This is a genomic window from Streptomyces sp. NBC_00028, from assembly GCF_045041065.1.
Classification (GTDB): Bacteria; Actinomycetota; Actinomycetes; order Streptomycetales; family Streptomycetaceae; genus Streptomyces.
The window spans coordinates 4,575,538-4,591,853 of the sequence record NZ_CP108293.1; the positions used below are offsets into that span (position 1 = coordinate 4,575,538).

The following is a 16,316-nucleotide window of genomic DNA, read 5'->3' on the forward strand; positions in this document are numbered from 1 at the left end:
CCCCGTCAACGGCAGCAGCACCGGACGTGAGAGGACCCCCCACCCATGACGAACCGAGGCCCCTTGGTGCGCCGAATGACCGTCACCGCCGTCTCCACGGCGGCCCTCGTCGCTCTCGCCGCCCCGACCGACGCCGTCGCCGCTGAGGACGTCGATTACGCCACCTGGCAGCAGGACTGCCAGACCGTGGCGGACCAGGCACTGCCGTACCTCAAGCAGCGGATCGCCGCGACGAAGCCCGGTGAGAAGCAGGCGATCGTCTTCGACATCGACAACACCACCCTGGAGACGGACTTCGGCTTCAGCTACCCGTCGCCGGCCAACAAGCCCGTCCTGAGCGTCGCCAAGTACGCCCAGGAGCACGGCGTTTCCCTGTTCTTCGTGACCGCCCGCCCCGACATCATCGCCTCGGTGACCGACTACAACCTCAAGCAGGTCGGCTACCAGGTCAGCGGCCTGTACGTCCGCAACTTCATCGACCTGTTCAAGGACGTCGCCACCTACAAGACGGCCAAGCGCGTCGACATCGAGAACAAGGGCTACACGATCATCGCGAACATCGGCAACAGCGCCACCGACCTGTCGGGCGGCCACGCCGAGAAGACCTTCAAACTCCCGGACTACGACGGCCAGCTCTCCTGACCCAGCAGGTCAACTGCCGATATCCTCACCCCCGTTCGCGCGATCACGGGGGTGAGGCGGATGGACCCGGCGGTCCTCGGCAGCAAGTTGGCGTCCAGCCTGATGGCGTCCCTGGTCAGGAAACTCTTCGCACCGGACGCCCCGGGAGCGGGCCTGACCGACAAGCCCGTACGCCTGTCCTCCCTCGTCTCCTTCCGCGGCGAGAAGCGCGCCCTCGGCGAGAAGGAAGTCCGCGCGCTGTCCCGCCGTATGGTCGGCGCGGCCACCGACTCGCCCGGTGAGCCGCCCTTCCCCGCCGACGAGGAAGCGGCCGTCGTCGAGGCCCTCACCGCCCGGCTGCTGGCCCTGGGCGACCTGGAGATGGACGACGTACAGGCGGTCGACCTCGGCCACTGGGAACTGGCGCGCGCCCTCGCCCGCGCGGCCCCCTCCCCCGTCGGCCTGTCCACCGACGCCGGCTACTTCCTCGACTCGGCGACCGAATGGGCCTGCCTCCAGATCCTGGAGTTCTTCACCCGCAGGTCCACCTTTGTCACCCGCACCCTCGTCGAACAGTCCCGCAGACAGGCCGCGCTGATCGCGAAGACCGACGAGCTGCTGGCCCGCACCCCCCGCCCCGGCGCCGAGGACCGCACCTTCGAACGCCGCTATCTGCGCCATGTCGCCGAGCGCCACAACCACATCACCATCTACGGCATCGACCTGCGCGACTCCCCGGACCGCTGGCCGCTGGAGGTGGCCTATCTGAGCCTGGAGGCCACCGCGTCCCAGGAGCGGGTGCGGGCGGAGGACCACGACGCGTCCGGCGGACCGGTCACCGTCCAACTCCCTGCCGAGGAAGCGCTCTTCGCCCACGAGCGGGTCCTTCTGCGCGGCGACGCCGGCTCCGGCAAGACCACCCTGGTGCAGTGGCTGGCGGTGACGGCGGCCCGCGAGGGCCTCCACATCCCCTACGTCCTGCCGCTGCGCACCCTGATCCGCGCGAGTGAACTCCCCTCGCCGCACGGCTTCCTGAAGGCCGTGAGCTGTCCGCACACCCCGCCGGACGGCTGGACCGAGCGCGTCCTCGCGGCCGGCCGCGGCCTGGTCCTCGTCGACGGGCTGGACGAGATCCCCGCCGCCGACCGCAACCGCACCCGCGACTGGCTTCTCTCCCTCATCCACGCCTTCCCGGGCAACCGCTGGCTCCTCACCTCCCGCCCCACCGCGGTACGCCCCGACTGGCTCGCGGGCGAGGGCTTCCACGAACTCCTCCTGTCCCCGATGCGCCGTGCCGAGGTCGCCACCTTCGTCCACCGCTGGCACACGGCGGCCCAGGCCCCGCAGTACGAGACCCCCCTCCTCGACTCCCTGCGCACCAAACGCGACCTGGCCCGCCTCGCCACCAACCCCCTGATGTGCGGCCTGATCTGCGCCCTGCACCGCGAACGCCGGGGCTATCTCCCCACGGGCCGCAAGGAGTTGTACGACGCCGCCCTCACGATGCTCCTCACCCGCCGGGACCGGGAGCGGGGCGTGGAGGAACCCGAGCTGAGCGAGGAGGCCCAGCTGGAGATACTGCAACGCCTTGCGTACGCGCTGGTGTTGAGCGGCCGGACCGAGATGGACGCCGCGACCGCCAAAGGCATCGTGGAGCGCTGCCTCCCCTCGATCGCGATACGGGGGGACGCGGCGACCACCCTCAGGACGCTTCTCCTGCGCAGCGGCCTCCTGCGCCAACCCGCCGACGGCATCGTCGACTTCGTCCACCGCACCTTCCAGGACTACCTCGGCGCCCGCTACGCCGTCGAGGAAGGCCACCTGGACGTCCTGCTGAGCCACGCGGACGACGCTCAGTGGGAGGACGTGGTCAGACTGGCGGTGGCTCATGCCCGGCCGCGGGAACGGGCGGTGCTGCTGCAGCAGTTGCTGGCCAGGAACGTCCCTCGTCTGACCGTACTGGCGCTGGCCTGCCTGGAGCATGCGACGGCGGTGGACCCCGGGGTGCGGGCCGCGGTCGAGTCACGGGCCGCCGTGCTGATCCCGCCGCGGACGAACGAGGAGGCGATGATCCTGGCCAAGGCAGGTCCTCTGGTGCTGGAGCTGCTGCCGGGGCCGGAGGGACTGACGGACGAGCAGGCCTTGGGCGTCGCCGTCACCGCATCGCTCCTCGGCGCGGAGGAACCAGAGGGAGCACTGGCAGTGTTGCGGCGCTTCCGAGAACACCCAGACTTCGACGTCCGGCGCCAACTCGCCGGCACCTGGCAGCGATTCGACACCGCGGAATACGCCGCCGAGGTCCTGGACCATCTGGACCGAGCGAACCTCTACGTCCTCTGCGAGTCTGCCGAAGAGCTGTCGGCCATCTCCGGAATGCGCCCTTGGCCTCGCCTCTCCATCCGAGGACCGCACCAGGTCGAGGACATCCTGAGCACCGTACCCGGCCCGGAGGCTGTGACGGCACTGGATCTGAGAAACAACCCCCTCCTCACCGATCTGAGCGCCCTGTTGCCTTTCAGCTCGCTCCGCACCCTATGGCTGGAGAACTGCCCGACTCTTGATGGACTGGACCGACTGCCATGCGACGCCCTCGTCCTCACTCATATCGCGGATGTCAGGGGCCTGCGATCACTGCGGTGGCTGCGCAGCCTGTCCCTCGTACAGGAATTGCCGGGCACAGCCCTCACTGACGCCCTTCCGGCGGACGCGCCACTGAGGGCCCTCTTCCTGGGCCGGAACAGCACCGAGACCACAGGCCTCCGCGGACTGCAGCACTGGTCGGCCTTGCGCACCCTCAGTCTTGGTCCGCTGACCGTCGAACTGACCGCCGCAGACTGGCAGTCGGTCAGCGCACTACCGGAACTGGACCAGCTCTACTTGAACGCAGAAATCGTCCGAACCTTCCCGCACTCCATAACGGCGATGCCCGAACTCCCCGGCATCGAAGACCTGCGAGTAGCCGCGATGAACGGCGCTGAAGACCTCGCCCCCCTGGCCGACCGCCTACCGAATCTCCGCTCGGTAACCCTGCAAGGCCTCCCCGGCGAACCCATCTCCGCCCCTCTCTACGCCGACCTCTTCCCAAATGTCGCGATCAAACTGGACCAGCGCTGAAACCCTGAAGGGCAAAGCAAAGGGACCGGCGCCCAAAGGCACCGGTCCCTCCACGCATCGCCCTACGGCTTACGCGTCCTTGCTCAGATTCGGCCCAGCCCCGCCGGCCGCCTGCTCGATCGGCGGAACGTCCGGCAGCGCCGACTTCTCCTCGCCGCGGAAGGTGAAGGTCTGGGTCTCGCCCTCGCCCTCCGTGTCGACGACCACGATGTGACCGGGACGCAGCTCGCCGAAGAGGATCTTCTCCGACAGCGTGTCCTCGATCTCGCGCTGGATCGTGCGCCGCAGCGGACGCGCGCCCAGCACCGGGTCGTAACCCTTCCTGGACAGCAGCTCCTTGGCGGACTGGGAGAGCTCGATGCCCATGTCCCGGTCCTTGAGGCGCTCGTCCACCTTGCCGACCATGAGGTCGACGATCGCGAGGATGTCGTCCTGGGTCAGCTGCGGGAAGACGACCACGTCGTCGACGCGGTTGAGGAACTCGGGGCGGAAGTGCTGCTTGAGCTCGTCCGAGACCTTGTTCTTCATGCGCTCGTAGTTGGACTTCGTGTCACCCGTGGCCGCGAAGCCCAGGTTGAAGCCCTTGGAGATGTCCCGGGTGCCGAGGTTGGTCGTCATGATGATGACCGTGTTCTTGAAGTCCACGACCCGGCCCTGGGAGTCGGTCAGCCGACCGTCCTCCAGGATCTGCAGCAGCGAGTTGAAGATGTCCGGGTGGGCCTTCTCGACCTCGTCGAAGAGGACGACGGAGAACGGCTTGCGACGGACCTTCTCGGTCAGCTGGCCGCCCTCTTCGTAGCCCACGTATCCGGGGGGCGAACCGAAGAGGCGCGAGACCGTGTGCTTCTCGCTGAACTCCGACATGTCGAGGGAGATCAGCGCGTCCTCGTCACCGAAGAGGAACTCGGCGAGCGCCTTGGACAGCTCGGTCTTACCGACACCGGACGGACCGGCGAAGATGAACGAGCCACCGGGACGCTTCGGGTCCTTGAGGCCCGCACGCGTACGACGGATCGCCTTCGAGAGCGCCTTGACGGCGTCCTTCTGGCCGATGACCCGCTTGTGGAGCTCGTCCTCCATGCGCAGCAGACGCGAGGACTCCTCCTCGGTCAGCTTGAAGACCGGGATGCCGGTGGCGGTCGCGAGGACCTCGGCGATCAGCTCGCCGTCGACCTCGGCGACGACGTCCATGTCGCCGGCCTTCCACTCCTTCTCGCGCTTGGCCTTCGCGGCGAGGAGCTGCTTCTCCTTGTCGCGCAGAGAGGCCGCCTTCTCGAAGTCCTGCGAGTCGATCGCGGACTCCTTGTCCCGGCGGACACCGGCGATCTTCTCGTCGAACTCGCGGAGGTCCGGCGGCGCGGTCATCCGGCGGATGCGCATCCGGGAGCCCGCCTCGTCGATCAGGTCGATCGCCTTGTCGGGGAGGAAGCGGTCCGAGATGTACCGGTCGGCCAGGGTCGCGGCCTGGACGAGGGCCTCGTCCGTGATGGACACACGGTGGTGGGCCTCGTAGCGGTCGCGCAGACCCTTGAGGATCTCGATGGTGTGCGGGAGCGAGGGCTCGGCGACCTGGATGGGCTGGAAGCGGCGCTCCAGGGCCGCGTCCTTCTCCAGGTGCTTGCGGTACTCGTCCAGCGTGGTGGCGCCGATGGTCTGCAGCTCACCGCGGGCCAGCATCGGCTTCAGGATGGAAGCCGCGTCGATGGCGCCCTCGGCGGCACCCGCACCGACCAGCGTGTGCAGCTCGTCGATGAACAGGATGATGTCGCCGCGGGTGCGGATCTCCTTGAGCACCTTCTTCAGGCGCTCCTCGAAGTCACCGCGGTAGCGGGAGCCGGCAACCAGCGCGCCGAGGTCGAGGGTGTAGAGGTGCTTGTCCTTGAGGGTCTCGGGCACCTCGCCCTTGACGATGGCCTGGGCGAGGCCCTCGACGACGGCGGTCTTGCCGACGCCGGGCTCACCGATCAGGACCGGGTTGTTCTTGGTACGGCGGGACAGCACCTGCATGACCCGCTCGATCTCCTTCTCGCGCCCGATGACCGGGTCGAGCTTGGACTCACGAGCGGCCTGGGTGAGGTTCCGGCCGAACTGGTCGAGGACCAGGGACGTCGAGGGGGTGCCCTCGGCAGGCCCGCCGGCGGTGGCGGTCTCCTTGCCCTGGTAACCGGAGAGCAGCTGGATGACCTGCTGCCGCACCCGGTTGAGATCTGCGCCCAGCTTGACCAGGACCTGGGCGGCGACGCCCTCGCCCTCACGGATCAGGCCGAGCAGGATGTGCTCCGTGCCGATGTAGTTGTGGCCCAGCTGAAGGGCCTCGCGGAGCGACAGCTCCAGGACCTTCTTGGCACGGGGGGTGAAGGGGATGTGCCCGGACGGGGCCTGCTGGCCCTGGCCGATGATCTCCTCCACCTGCTGGCGGACCGCCTCGAGCGAAATCCCGAGGCTCTCAAGGGCCTTGGCGGCGACACCCTCACCCTCGTGGATCAGGCCCAGGAGGATGTGCTCGGTGCCGATGTAGTTGTGGTTGAGCATCCGGGCTTCTTCCTGAGCCAGGACGACAACCCGCCGCGCGCGGTCGGTGAACCTCTCGAACATCGTTAATCGCTCCTCAGAGCGGTCAGGCAGTGGGGGGAACTTCCCCTCCCTGTCCTTCCGCAGCTTAGTCCCGCAAGCGGGGACCGCTCATTCCAACTGCCGACACCGTCCTTGGCCTCCTGACCCCGAACGCCGACATCTGCTCCAACCTGATGGTGCGAGACGATGTTCCCGCAGGCCAGGCAGTTACCCCTACCATCAGTACGCCGATGGCGAACGTGAGACGGCCTGTCCTGCGTGTCGCCCCCTCCCACTAGGGATGTCTTACCCGCTGGGACTGACACTCCATGCGGCGCGGCCCCGTTCCCTCCGCTATGGGCGAACAACGTTGCGCTTCCCCGCACCCCCGGAAGCCCCCTCTTCGGCCACGCTGCGCATTCAGTGGAACACCCAGCGTAACTCGCACGCTTCTCGGACGGTTGCACTTGTCATGGTTGGCACTCTCCCCCCTGCCACTGCCCCCCTCGCCCCCGCGACCCCGTCGGCCCCCACCGTCCCGCTCCCCCGTCGGTCGCTCGACGCGAGCGATCAGGTCCGCCGGTGGTACGAGAACGAACTGGGGTGGCCGACGGTGCCCGACGCACCGGGAACTTTGGTACGACTTTCCGTGGGCCCCCGCTTCGACGTCCTGGACGTCCCGACCGAGGCGGGCCGCGCCGCGCTGCGCCACCTGGCACCGGGCTCCCCGGTCGCCGTACAGGGCGGCCGGATGCGGCTCCTGCTGGCTGCGGGCAGCGCGGACGAGGTGCCGGGAATCCTGGACTGGCTGGAATGGGGTTCGCTGCCGCTGGATCTGAGGGCGATCGGAGAGGGCGGCGTCATGGACGCCCCACTGCCTCCCGAGCCGGCCTCGGATCTGCCGACCGCACCGCTGCGGCACTCCTCGGCACCGGGGACGGCCGAAGCCGTACGGCTGACTGTCCTCGCCCTTGCGCCCTTCGCCCCGGCCATCACTGGATCGTCGTCCGAGCCGGGTTCCGCCGGGTCGCGACCGCTCCCCTGCGGTCCGTCCGGCGCTCTCCAGGGGGCCGCCGTGTGGCTGCGGCCCCCCGAGGCGGGATGCGAGGTCGAGGCCTCGCTGCCGACGCTGTCGGCGCTGGGGGGCGGTGGGGGCGCCCCGGATCTCGTACGCGTGCTGGACACGGTGGCCACGCAGTGCCACCGCCTGCGACTGCGCGCGTGCGCTCAGCCGCCCGCCTTTTCGTAGGCGTCGCGCTCAGGCGTTGGCCTTCTCGTAAGCCTCGCGAATGGCCGCGGGAACACGACCGCGGTCGTTGACCTCGTGACCGTTCTCCTTGGCCCAGGCGCGGATCAGCGCGGTGTCCTGGCTGCCACCGGAAGCGGCGCGTGCCTTTCCGCGACCGCCCGCGGCACGGCCTCCGGTACGACGACCACCCTTCACGTAAGGGTCGAGAAGGCCACGGAGCTTGTCCGCATTGGCAGTCGTGAGATCGATCTCGTACGTCTTGCCGTCCAGCGCGAACGTCACGGTCTCGTCCGCCTCGCCGCCGTCGAGGTCGTCGACAAGAAGGACCTGAACCTTCTGTGCCACCGGATTTCCTTTCATCGATAACTTCGAGGACCCGGGTCTGCGGCGTCCGCCGTTTCGCCGCCCCCTGTTATATGCAGTACTGCAGTACGTCGGAAAGCAAACCGCTTTTGCTGGAAAAACACAAACCCCTGGGAGAGACTGACCGACCACCCTCGGTCCGGAAACATGCGCGTTTCGGACATAGGGAACCTGGGCAGGGCCGTCCCGTGGAATAGGGCATGACGATCACAGATGCAGAAGCATCCGGCTGTTGCCCAAGGTGTTCGGTTTCACTCGTTCGAGACCCAGGAACTCCGCGACACCCTCGTCATAGGAACGCAACAGCTCCGCGCGGACATCGGTGTCAACGGGTGTCTCGCCGATCTCGACGAAGCCGTGCTTGCCGAAGAAGTCCACTTCGAAGGTCAGACAGAAAACACGCCGAACACCGAGCCAGCGAGCGGTGTGCAGCAACTTCTCCAGCAACTGATGGCCGACACCGGCGCCCTTCAGGCCCTGCTTCACCGCGAGAGTACGAACTTCCGCGAGGTCTTCCCACATCACGTGCAGTGCGCCGCAGCCGACGACCTCGCCGTTGTCGTCCCGTTCGGCGACCCAGAACTCCTGGATGTCCTCGTAAAGCGTCACCGTGGCTTTGTCGAGCAGGATGCGTCGCTGGACGTACTCGTCAAGGAGGCTGCGTACCGCCTGGACATCGCTGGTGCGGGCCCGCCGGACGGTGATGGCTTTTGCGCTGACTTCGGGGCTCCGGGTGGACGCGCTCTCTGCTGACATGTGCGGACGCTATCGCCCGCCGCCGTCCGGTGCCGAGCCGGGGTTCTCACGGCTGGTATCCACAGCGGTATCCGTCGCGGCCGGTTCCGGGGTTTCCGGTCCTTGGACGATCCGTACGGCGTCCCGCAGCGCCTGTCGCTGTTCGTCGCTCATCATGCCGAAGAAGGCGACGAGAGCGGCGGCGGGGTTGTCGCTCTGGGACCAGGCGTCGTTCATCAGCGCGGCGGCGTAGGCGGCGCGAGTGGAGACGGCCTCATATCGATAGGCCCGTCCTTCGGCCTCCCGGCGCACCCAGCCCTTCTGATGGAGATTGTCCAGAACGGTCATCACCGTGGTGTAGGCGATGGACCGTTCCTGCTGCAGATCTTCCAGGACTTCCCGAACGGTCACCGGGCGGTTCCACTTCCACACCCGCGTCATGACCGCGTCTTCGAGTTCTCCCAATGGGCGAGGCACAGTTCAGCACAATAGTGGGAGATCTCGGTATTGGCGTGCCGGACGTGCACTTTCACCGGCAAACAAGAACAAAAAGGGCGTACGACTCGGAAAACTAGGGAGTCGTACGCCGGCGAGGGCGGGGTCGGACGCCTGTCAGACGTCGGTCTTCGCGGAGGCGGAGGAGGCGGACGCCTGACGGGACCCCTCCACGCGCGCGAGAGCGGCGTCGACGACGGCGTCCTCCTTGGCCTTGTTGGCGCCGCCCTGGGTCTTCACGATCACCCTGATCACACCGATGAAGAACACCGCCATGACGACGGGGGGCACGAGCGCGGAGACGTAGTCCATGCGTCCAGGGTAGCCACGGGCCCCACGCGCGCGGGCCCGGGGTGGTCACCGACCGGGCCAGGAAGGCCCCTACGCACGCGCCCGCGGGGCCGGGAAGGAAAGAACCCCGGCCCCGCGGGCGATGTCGATGCCGCTGTCGATGTCGATGTAGATGTCTGTCGTGGCGAACGCCTGGCGGGTCAGCCCGCGGCGAGTTGCTGCGGCGGGCTCGCGGGCGGGGGCGGTGCGGGCTTCCGGCGCGGGAAGACCTCGCCCGGGGTGGGAATGGGGCGTCCCGGCTTGGGGGCCGCGGGCGCCGGGCCCGGCTTCTCCGCGGGCTTCTTCTTCACGGGGGCCGCCGGCTTCTCCGGCTGCTCAGCGGAGGCCTCGCCGCGCACTCCGACACGGGCCCCGCCGGCTGCTTCGGTGAGGCCTGAGACGCGGGCCCCGCCGGGGACCTCGGCGAAGCCTCCGACACGCACCTCGCCGGCCCTGACGCCGAACACCCCGGGCCGGACCTCGCCGGACAGCACACCGGACACCCCGGGCCGGGACTCGTGCCACGTCTCGCCGTGCTCTCCGGGTCGCTTCCCGGAGTCGCTTTCGCGTGAGCCCCCGCCCGGTTTCCGGTCCGGTTCCCCGCCGGATCCCTTGCCCACGTCCCCCTCGGAGCCCGCCGGAGCGGCCGAGAGGCCCCCAGGGAGGGCCAGGAGGCGGGTGCGGGAGGCCGGGACGGCCGGAGTGGCCCGGCGGGCCGTGCCGCGGGCCAGACGGGCGCGCACGTCCTGCTCGGCGAGTTTCTGGCAGCGGTCCAGCAGGGCGGCCGCGATGGGGTTGCCGCGCAGGGCGCGCAGCGCGGCGAGGTCGTCGGGGTCGGGGCGGTACCCGGCTCCCAGCGCCTCCTCCAGGAGGGTGAGGTAGCCGGCGGCGGTGCCGGGCAGGGCGTCGCGGTACCGGGCGAGGTCGGCCACCAGGAAGGCACGCAGCCGGGCGCCCTCACACATCGCCTCGTCGAGGGAGTCGGCGAGGCGGAGGCAGTCCTGGACGTCCTCGGCCGAGGCGGTTCGGGGGTGAAGGGCGAGGGCGAGAGCGCGGCGGAGCACACGCAGCTCCTCCACACCGAACGCCATGCCGCCGCGGGATCCGTATGGCGTGGGCATGCGGCGACGATACGCGCTAATCAGACAAATTCGACATAGCGGATGGGCGTGGCGTGAGGGGCCACCCGGTTGCCCTCACGCCACCGCGCGCCCGGCGCCGACGGTTGGGGCACAGCCGCCACCCGCGCCCTCGCTCTCGCCCGACGGATCACATCCGCGACACGTTCCGCTCGTACACCAGCCGAAGCCCCACCAGCGTCAGCCACGGCTCGTGCTCGTCGATCACCGAGGACTCCCCGAGGACCATCGGCGCGAGTCCGCCCGTGGCGATCACGGTCACGTCGTCCGGGTCCTCCGCCAGCTCCCGGGCCATCCGGTTGACGACGCCGTCGACCTGGCCGGCGAAGCCGTAGATGATGCCCGACTGCATGGCCTCGACCGTGTTCTTGCCGATCACGCTCCGCGGCCGGGCCACCTCGATCTTCCGCAGTTGCGCGCCGCGGACGCCGAGCGCCTCGACCGAGATCTCGATGCCGGGCGCGATGACCCCGCCGATGTACTCCCCGCGCGCGGAGACCGCGTCGAACGTCGTCGCCGTACCGAAGTCGACGACGATCGCGGGGCCGCCGTAGAGCTCGACCGCGGCGACCGCGTTGATGATGCGGTCCGCGCCGACCTCCTTGGGGTTGTCGGTCAGGATCGGCACGCCCGTCTTCACGCCGGGCTCGACGAGGACCGCCGGCACGTCGCCGTAGTAGCGCCGCGTGACCTCACGCAGCTCGTGCAGCACCGAGGGGACCGTCGCGCAGATGGCGATGCCGTCGATGCCGTCGCCCAGTTCGTCGCCGAGCAGCGGGTGCATGCCCATGAGGCCCTGGAGCAGCACCGCGAGCTCGTCGGCCGTGCGGCGGGCGTCCGTGGAGATGCGCCAGTGCTCGACGATCTCCTCGCCGTCGAACAGGCCGAGGACGGTGTGGGTGTTGCCTACGTCGATCGTGAGGAGCATCGCGACTACTCCGCCTCACGCAGGTCGAGACCGATGTCCAGGATCGGCGAGGAGTGCGTCAGGGCTCCTACGGCGAGGTAGTCGACGCCGGTGTCGGCATACGCGCGCGCGTTGTCCAGGGTCAGCCGGCCCGAGGCCTCCAGGGCGGCCCGCCCGTGCACGAGCGCCACCGCCTCCTCGCACTCGCCCGGCGTGAAGTTGTCCAGAAGGATCAGATCCGCGCCCGCGTCCACGACCTCGCGCAGCTGGTGCAGGGTGTCGACCTCGACCTCGATCGGCACGTCCGGGAACGTCTCCCGTACGGCCTTGAAGGCCTGGGCGACGCCACCGGCGGCGACCACGTGGTTGTCCTTGACCAGGGCGGCGTCGGACAGCGACATCCGGTGGTTCACGCCGCCGCCCGCGCGCACCGCGAACTTCTCCAGCGACCGCAGGCCCGGCGTCGTCTTCCGCGTGTCACGCACGCGTGCCTTCGTGCCGTCCAGCACGTCCGCCCACGCGCGCGTGGCGGTCGCGATGCCCGACAGCCGGCACAGCAGGTTCAGCGCGCTGCGTTCGGCGGTGAGCAGGTCACGCGTGCGCGTGGTGACCGACAGCAGCTTCTGCCCGGCCTCGACCCGGTCGCCGTCCTCGACGTGCCGCTCGACCTCGAACTCGGCCTCGCAGACCACAGAGACGACGGCCTCGGCGACCCGCAGGCCGGCCACGACGCCCGCCTCGCGCGCGACGAAGTCGGCGGTGGCGACGGCGTCGTCGGGGATGGTCGCGACGGTCGTCACGTCCACCCCGTGGTCGAGGTCCTCCTGGATGGCCACGTTGGCGATGTCCTCGACCTCCACGGGGTCGAGCCCCGCGTCGGCCAGGAGCTGGGCGAGCGCGGGGTCCAGTCCGCACTCCAGGTACTCCTCGCCGCCGTCCGCGCCACAGGCACAGCCGTCGCCGCAACCGCCGGACGAGGCGAGGGGAAGGTCGTCGGTGCTCACTACTGTCACTGCTCCTGAAGAGGCCGGCGGGTCGGGGGGAAGTCTGCGGTATCCGTGGTGTGCACGGCGAGGGTGCGGTCCGGATTCAGCCGTACGACGATGTGGCGGCGCCATGCCGCGTCGTCGCGGTCGGGCTGGTCCTCGCGCCAGTGGCAGCCGCGGGTCTCCTCGCGCCGCTGGGCGGCGGTGACCAGGACGCGGGCCACGCACAGGAGGTTGGTGGCCTCCCAGGTGTCGACGCCGGGCTCGGCGGTCTTGCCGTTCTCGTCGAGGGCGTCACGGGCCTCGGCGTGCAGCCGCTGGAGCTGTTCGGCTGCCTGGTCGAGGGACGCGGCTGAGCGCAGGACGCCCGCGCCGCTCGTCATGATCCGCTGGATCGCGAAGCGGGCCTCGGGCGACTGAAGGGGGTGCGCGGGCTTGTCGGGGTGCTCGACCGGCTCGGGCACGCGCGCGTGGAGGCCGTTCGCCGCGTGGGCCGTCGTGATGTCCGCGGCGATGCGCTCGGCGTAGACGAGGCCCTCCAGGAGGGAGTTCGACGCGAGCCGGTTCGCGCCGTGCACGCCGGTGCAGGCGACCTCGCCGCACGCGTACAGGCCGGGAACGGTCGTACGGCCCTGGGAGTCGGTGCGCACGCCGCCGGAGGCGTAGTGGGCGGCCGGGGCGATCGGGATGGGCTCGGTGACCGGGTCGATGCCGTGGGCGCGGCAGGCGGCGAGGATCGTCGGGAAGCGGTGCTCCCACATGTCGGCGCCGAAGTGCCGGGCGTCGAGGTACATGTGCTCGGCGTCCTGGGCCAGCATGCGGCGCAGGATGCCCTTGGCGACGATGTCGCGGGGCGCGAGCTCGGCCAGTTCGTGCTGGCCGACCATGAAGCGCACGCCGTCGGCGTCGACCAGGTGGGCGCCCTCACCGCGTACGGCCTCGGAGACGAGGGGCTGCTGGCCCTCGGCGTCGGGGCCGAGGAAGAGCACGGTGGGGTGGAACTGGACGAACTCGAGGTCGGAGACCTCGGCGCCCGCGCGGAGCGCGAGGGCCACGCCGTCGCCGGTCGACACGGACGGGTTGGTGGTCGCGGAGAAGACCTGGCCCATGCCGCCGGTCGCGAGGACGACCGCGGGGGCGTGCACGGCGCCCACGCCGTCGTGCTGGCCCTCGCCCATGACATGCAGTGAGACGCCCGCCGTACGGCCGTCGGCGTCCGTGAGCAGGTCCAGGACGAGCGCGTTCTCGATGGTGCGCACGCCCCGCGCGCGGGCCGCCTCGACCAGGGCGCGGGAGATCTCCGCGCCGGTCGCGTCGCCGCCCGCGTGGGCGATGCGGCGCCGGTGGTGGCCGCCCTCGCGGGTGAGCTCCAGGCCGCCCTCTTCGGACTCGTCGAAGTGCGCGCCGGTCTCGATGAGGCGGCGTACGGCGTCGGGGCCCTCGGTGACGAGGATGCGGACAGCCTCCTCGTCGCACAGGCCCGCGCCCGCGACCAGGGTGTCGTCGAGGTGCTGCTCGGGGGTGTCGCCCTCGCCGAGGGCCGCGGCGATGCCGCCCTGTGCCCAGCGGGTGGAGCCGTCGTCGAGGCGGGCCTTGGTGACGACGACCGTCCTGAGGCCCGCGGCCTCGCAGCGCAGGGCCGCGGTGAGACCGGCGACGCCGGAGCCCACGACCACGACGTCCGCGTCGATCGACCACCCCGGTGCGGGCGCGTGCAGTCGTATGCCTGTCCTGGTCACGAGGCGGCTCCGAAGGTTCCGAAAGTGAGCGGAAGGTTGTCGATCAACCGGGTCGTCCCCACCCGGGCGGCGACGGCGAGGACGGCCTCACCGGTGAAGTCGTCCTTGATCTCGCTGAAGTCGGAGGGGTCGACCAGCGCCAGATAGTCCAGCTCCAGGGGCGGCGTGAGGCGCGCGGCGTCGTCGAGGACGAGGCGGGCGGCGGAGCGCACGGCCGAGGGGGCGCCCGGGATGGCCTTCGCGACGGCGTGCGCGTCGGCGGCCGCGCGGGACTCCCCTATGGCGCTCAGCGCCTCGGCACGCGCGTGCGTGGCGGGCACCTCACGCGCCCGGGCCCGCAGCGCCTCCTGCGCGGCGTGCCGGTCGCGGCCCGCGAACAGGGCCTGGGAGAGCGCGAGCGCCGTGCGGCGCTCCTGGGGCGAGAGGTAGCGGTTGCGGCTGGACAGGGCCAGGCCGTCGTCCTCGCGCACGGTGGGTACGCCGACGATCTCGACGCCGAAGTTCAGGTCGCGCACCATGCGCCGGATGAGGGCGAGCTGCTGGGCGTCCTTCTGTCCGTAGAGGGCGACGTCGGGCCGGGTGAGGTGCAGCAGTTTGGCGACGACCGTGAGCATGCCGTCGAAGTGCCCGGGGCGCGTGGCGCCCTCCAGGCGCTCCCCCATGGGGCCCGCACTGACGCGGACCTGGGGCTCGCCGCCGGGGTAGACCTCGTCCACGGAGGGTGCGAACACGGCGTCCGCGCCCGCCTGTTCGGCGATCTTGATGTCGGCGTCAAGGGTGCGCGGGTAGCGGTCGAGGTCCTCGCCCTGGCCGAACTGGAGGGGGTTCACGAAGACGGTGACGACGACCTCGCCCTCGGGCCCCGCGATCTCGCGCGCGGTGCGGATCAGGGTGGCGTGCCCCTCGTGCAGGGCGCCCATGGTCATCACGACGGCGCGGCGGCCGGCGCGTACACGTGCGTGGAGCTCGTCGGCGGTGCGCAGCAGGGTGGTGGTCATCCGGCGTCTCCCTCGGTGCCGTCGGTGCCGTGAGGCCCGCTGGTTCCGTTGGTTCCGTTGGTCCCGTTGGCGAGTACCCCGAGGAGGTCCTCGGCGAGCTCGGGCTTGAGCAGCCCGTGGGCGAGCGCCCGGTCGGCGGTCGCGCGGGCCATCGCGAGGTATCCGGCGACGGTCTGCGGGGAGTGCTTGCGCAGTTCGGCGACGTGCGCCGCGACGGTGCCGGCGTCCCCGCGCGCGACGGGGCCGGTCAGGGCCGCGTCGCCGGAGCGCAGGGCGTTGTCGAGGGCGGCGCCGAGGAGCGGGCCGAGCATCCGGTCGGGGGCCGTGACGCCCGCCTCGCGCAACAGTTCCATGGACTGGGCGACCAGCGTGACCAGGTGGTTGGCGCCCAGCGCGAGCGCCGCGTGGTAGAGCGGCCGGTGTTCCTCGGCGATCCACTCGGGCTCGCCACCCATCTCGATGACGAGAGCCTCGGCGGCCATCCGCAGCTCCTCGGGGGCGGTGACCCCGAAGGAGCAGCCGGCGAGCCGGTGGACGTCGACGGGGGTGCCGGTGAAGGTCATCGCGGGGTGCAGGGCCAGCGGCAGCGCGCCCGCGCGCAGGGCGGGGTCGAGGACCTTCGCGCCGTACCGCCCGGAGGTGTGCACCAGCAGTTGTCCGGGCCGTACGGCGCCGGTCTCGGCGAGGCCCTCCACGAGGCCGGGCAGGGTGTCGTCCGGGACGGTCAGCAGGACCAGGTCGGCGCGCTGGAGGACCTCGGCGGGCGGCACGAGCGGGACATCCGGGAGCAGTTCCGCGGCCCGCTTGCGGGAGGCGTCGGAGACTCCGGAGACGGCCACCGGGCGGTGCCCGGCGAGCTGGAGGGACGCGGCCAGCGCGGGCCCGACGCGTCCGGCGCCGACGACGCCGACGGTGAGGCGCGCGGGGCGGTCCCTGGGGTCTGGCTGTTGGCTTGTACTCACGCGACGGAGGCCTTCCCGTTCCAGTCCGCATCTGGGTACCGGACGATTTCTCGTCATGTTAACGCGATTGGTTCCAGGGGCGTCCGGTTGTCCACAGGCTGTGGGTTTCCCCACGCTGCGGGCGG

The 16,316-nt window shown here is 70.5% G+C and carries 14 protein-coding genes; 3 read left to right on the top strand and 11 right to left on the bottom strand.

Annotated elements, in window-relative coordinates:
• The first annotated feature begins 45 nt into the window (after positions 1-45).
• Both OG885_RS20380 and OG885_RS20385 read left to right on the top strand, forming a co-directional pair.
• Entirely contained in the window at positions 46-642 is a 597-nt protein-coding gene (locus OG885_RS20380; RefSeq protein WP_405733580.1) for an HAD family acid phosphatase, read from the top strand.
• A gap of 60 nt (positions 643-702) precedes the next feature.
• A complete protein-coding gene (locus OG885_RS20385) occupies positions 703-3,735 on the top strand; it encodes an NACHT domain-containing protein (RefSeq protein ID WP_405733583.1) in 3,033 nt (1,010 codons plus the stop codon).
• A 69-nt stretch (positions 3,736-3,804) separates the two neighbouring features.
• On the opposite strand, the gene OG885_RS20390 is transcribed toward OG885_RS20385, so the two are convergent.
• Positions 3,805-6,330, bottom strand: coding sequence for an ATP-dependent Clp protease ATP-binding subunit (locus OG885_RS20390; RefSeq protein WP_405733586.1), 2,526 nt, complete (start codon positions 6,328-6,330; stop codon positions 3,805-3,807).
• A gap of 430 nt (positions 6,331-6,760) precedes the next feature.
• Here OG885_RS20390 and OG885_RS20395 point away from each other — a divergent pair, with 430 nt between their 5' ends.
• Positions 6,761-7,537, top strand: coding sequence for an SCO3374 family protein (locus OG885_RS20395; protein ID WP_405733589.1), 777 nt, complete (start codon positions 6,761-6,763; stop codon positions 7,535-7,537).
• Between the two features lie 9 nt (positions 7,538-7,546).
• On the opposite strand, the gene OG885_RS20400 is transcribed toward OG885_RS20395, so the two are convergent.
• From OG885_RS20400 to OG885_RS20445, 10 genes are all read right to left on the bottom strand, one after another.
• Positions 7,547-7,882, bottom strand: a complete 336-nt coding sequence (locus OG885_RS20400) for an Lsr2 family protein (RefSeq protein ID WP_329336353.1) — start codon at positions 7,880-7,882, stop codon at positions 7,547-7,549.
• Between the two features lie 225 nt (positions 7,883-8,107).
• The gene (locus OG885_RS20405) at positions 8,108-8,656 is read right to left on the bottom strand and encodes an amino-acid N-acetyltransferase (protein ID WP_405733592.1); all 549 of its coding nucleotides are present in this window, start codon (positions 8,654-8,656) and stop codon (positions 8,108-8,110) included.
• 9 nt (positions 8,657-8,665) lie between these two features.
• A complete protein-coding gene (locus OG885_RS20410) occupies positions 8,666-9,112 on the bottom strand; it encodes a BlaI/MecI/CopY family transcriptional regulator (RefSeq protein ID WP_405733594.1) in 447 nt (148 codons plus the stop codon).
• A 135-nt stretch (positions 9,113-9,247) separates the two neighbouring features.
• Positions 9,248-9,442, bottom strand: a complete 195-nt coding sequence (locus OG885_RS20415; protein WP_399952079.1) for a hypothetical protein — start codon at positions 9,440-9,442, stop codon at positions 9,248-9,250.
• A 179-nt stretch (positions 9,443-9,621) separates the two neighbouring features.
• Complete coding sequence (locus tag OG885_RS20420; RefSeq protein WP_405742801.1) at positions 9,622-10,551, bottom strand: hypothetical protein; 930 nt, start codon at positions 10,549-10,551, stop codon at positions 9,622-9,624.
• 178 nt (positions 10,552-10,729) lie between these two features.
• Positions 10,730-11,527 carry a type III pantothenate kinase gene (locus tag OG885_RS20425; RefSeq protein WP_126273529.1) on the bottom strand — a complete coding sequence of 266 codons (798 nt, stop codon included), beginning with the start codon at positions 11,525-11,527 and terminating at the stop codon, positions 10,730-10,732.
• 5 nt (positions 11,528-11,532) lie between these two features.
• Entirely contained in the window at positions 11,533-12,510 is a 978-nt protein-coding gene (nadC, locus tag OG885_RS20430; RefSeq protein WP_405733599.1) for a carboxylating nicotinate-nucleotide diphosphorylase, read from the bottom strand.
• Positions 12,511-12,515: 5 nt separating this feature from the next.
• The gene (locus OG885_RS20435; RefSeq protein ID WP_405733602.1) at positions 12,516-14,231 is read right to left on the bottom strand and encodes an L-aspartate oxidase; all 1,716 of its coding nucleotides are present in this window, start codon (positions 14,229-14,231) and stop codon (positions 12,516-12,518) included.
• Positions 14,228-15,229 carry a pantoate--beta-alanine ligase gene (gene panC / locus OG885_RS20440; RefSeq protein ID WP_405733605.1) on the bottom strand — a complete coding sequence of 334 codons (1,002 nt, stop codon included), beginning with the start codon at positions 15,227-15,229 and terminating at the stop codon, positions 14,228-14,230. Before panC ends, OG885_RS20435 begins: the two co-directional genes overlap by 4 nt.
• Entirely contained in the window at positions 15,226-16,191 is a 966-nt protein-coding gene (locus OG885_RS20445; protein ID WP_405733608.1) for a Rossmann-like and DUF2520 domain-containing protein, read from the bottom strand. The genes panC and OG885_RS20445 overlap by 4 nt, the downstream gene beginning before the upstream one ends.
• Between the last annotated feature and the right edge of the window lie 125 nt (positions 16,192-16,316).

Bases quoted from the DNA above. Each gene is read 5' to 3' on its own strand.
- OG885_RS20395 (WP_405733589.1), top strand. From the start codon at position 6,761: ATGGTTGGCACTCTCCCCCCTGCCACTGCCCCCCTCGCCCCCGCGACC.
- OG885_RS20405 (WP_405733592.1), bottom strand. From the start codon at position 8,656: ATGTCAGCAGAGAGCGCGTCCACCCGGAGCCCCGAAGTCAGCGCAAAA.
- OG885_RS20425 (WP_126273529.1), bottom strand. From the start codon at position 11,527: ATGCTCCTCACGATCGACGTAGGCAACACCCACACCGTCCTCGGCCTG.
- OG885_RS20420 (WP_405742801.1), bottom strand. From the start codon at position 10,551: ATGGCGTTCGGTGTGGAGGAGCTGCGTGTGCTCCGCCGCGCTCTCGCC.
- panC (WP_405733605.1), bottom strand. From the start codon at position 15,229: ATGACCACCACCCTGCTGCGCACCGCCGACGAGCTCCACGCACGTGTA.
- OG885_RS20385 (WP_405733583.1), top strand. From the start codon at position 703: ATGGACCCGGCGGTCCTCGGCAGCAAGTTGGCGTCCAGCCTGATGGCG.
- OG885_RS20415 (WP_399952079.1), bottom strand. From the start codon at position 9,442: ATGGACTACGTCTCCGCGCTCGTGCCCCCCGTCGTCATGGCGGTGTTC.
- OG885_RS20390 (WP_405733586.1), bottom strand. From the start codon at position 6,330: ATGTTCGAGAGGTTCACCGACCGCGCGCGGCGGGTTGTCGTCCTGGCT.
- OG885_RS20380 (WP_405733580.1), top strand. From the start codon at position 46: ATGACGAACCGAGGCCCCTTGGTGCGCCGAATGACCGTCACCGCCGTC.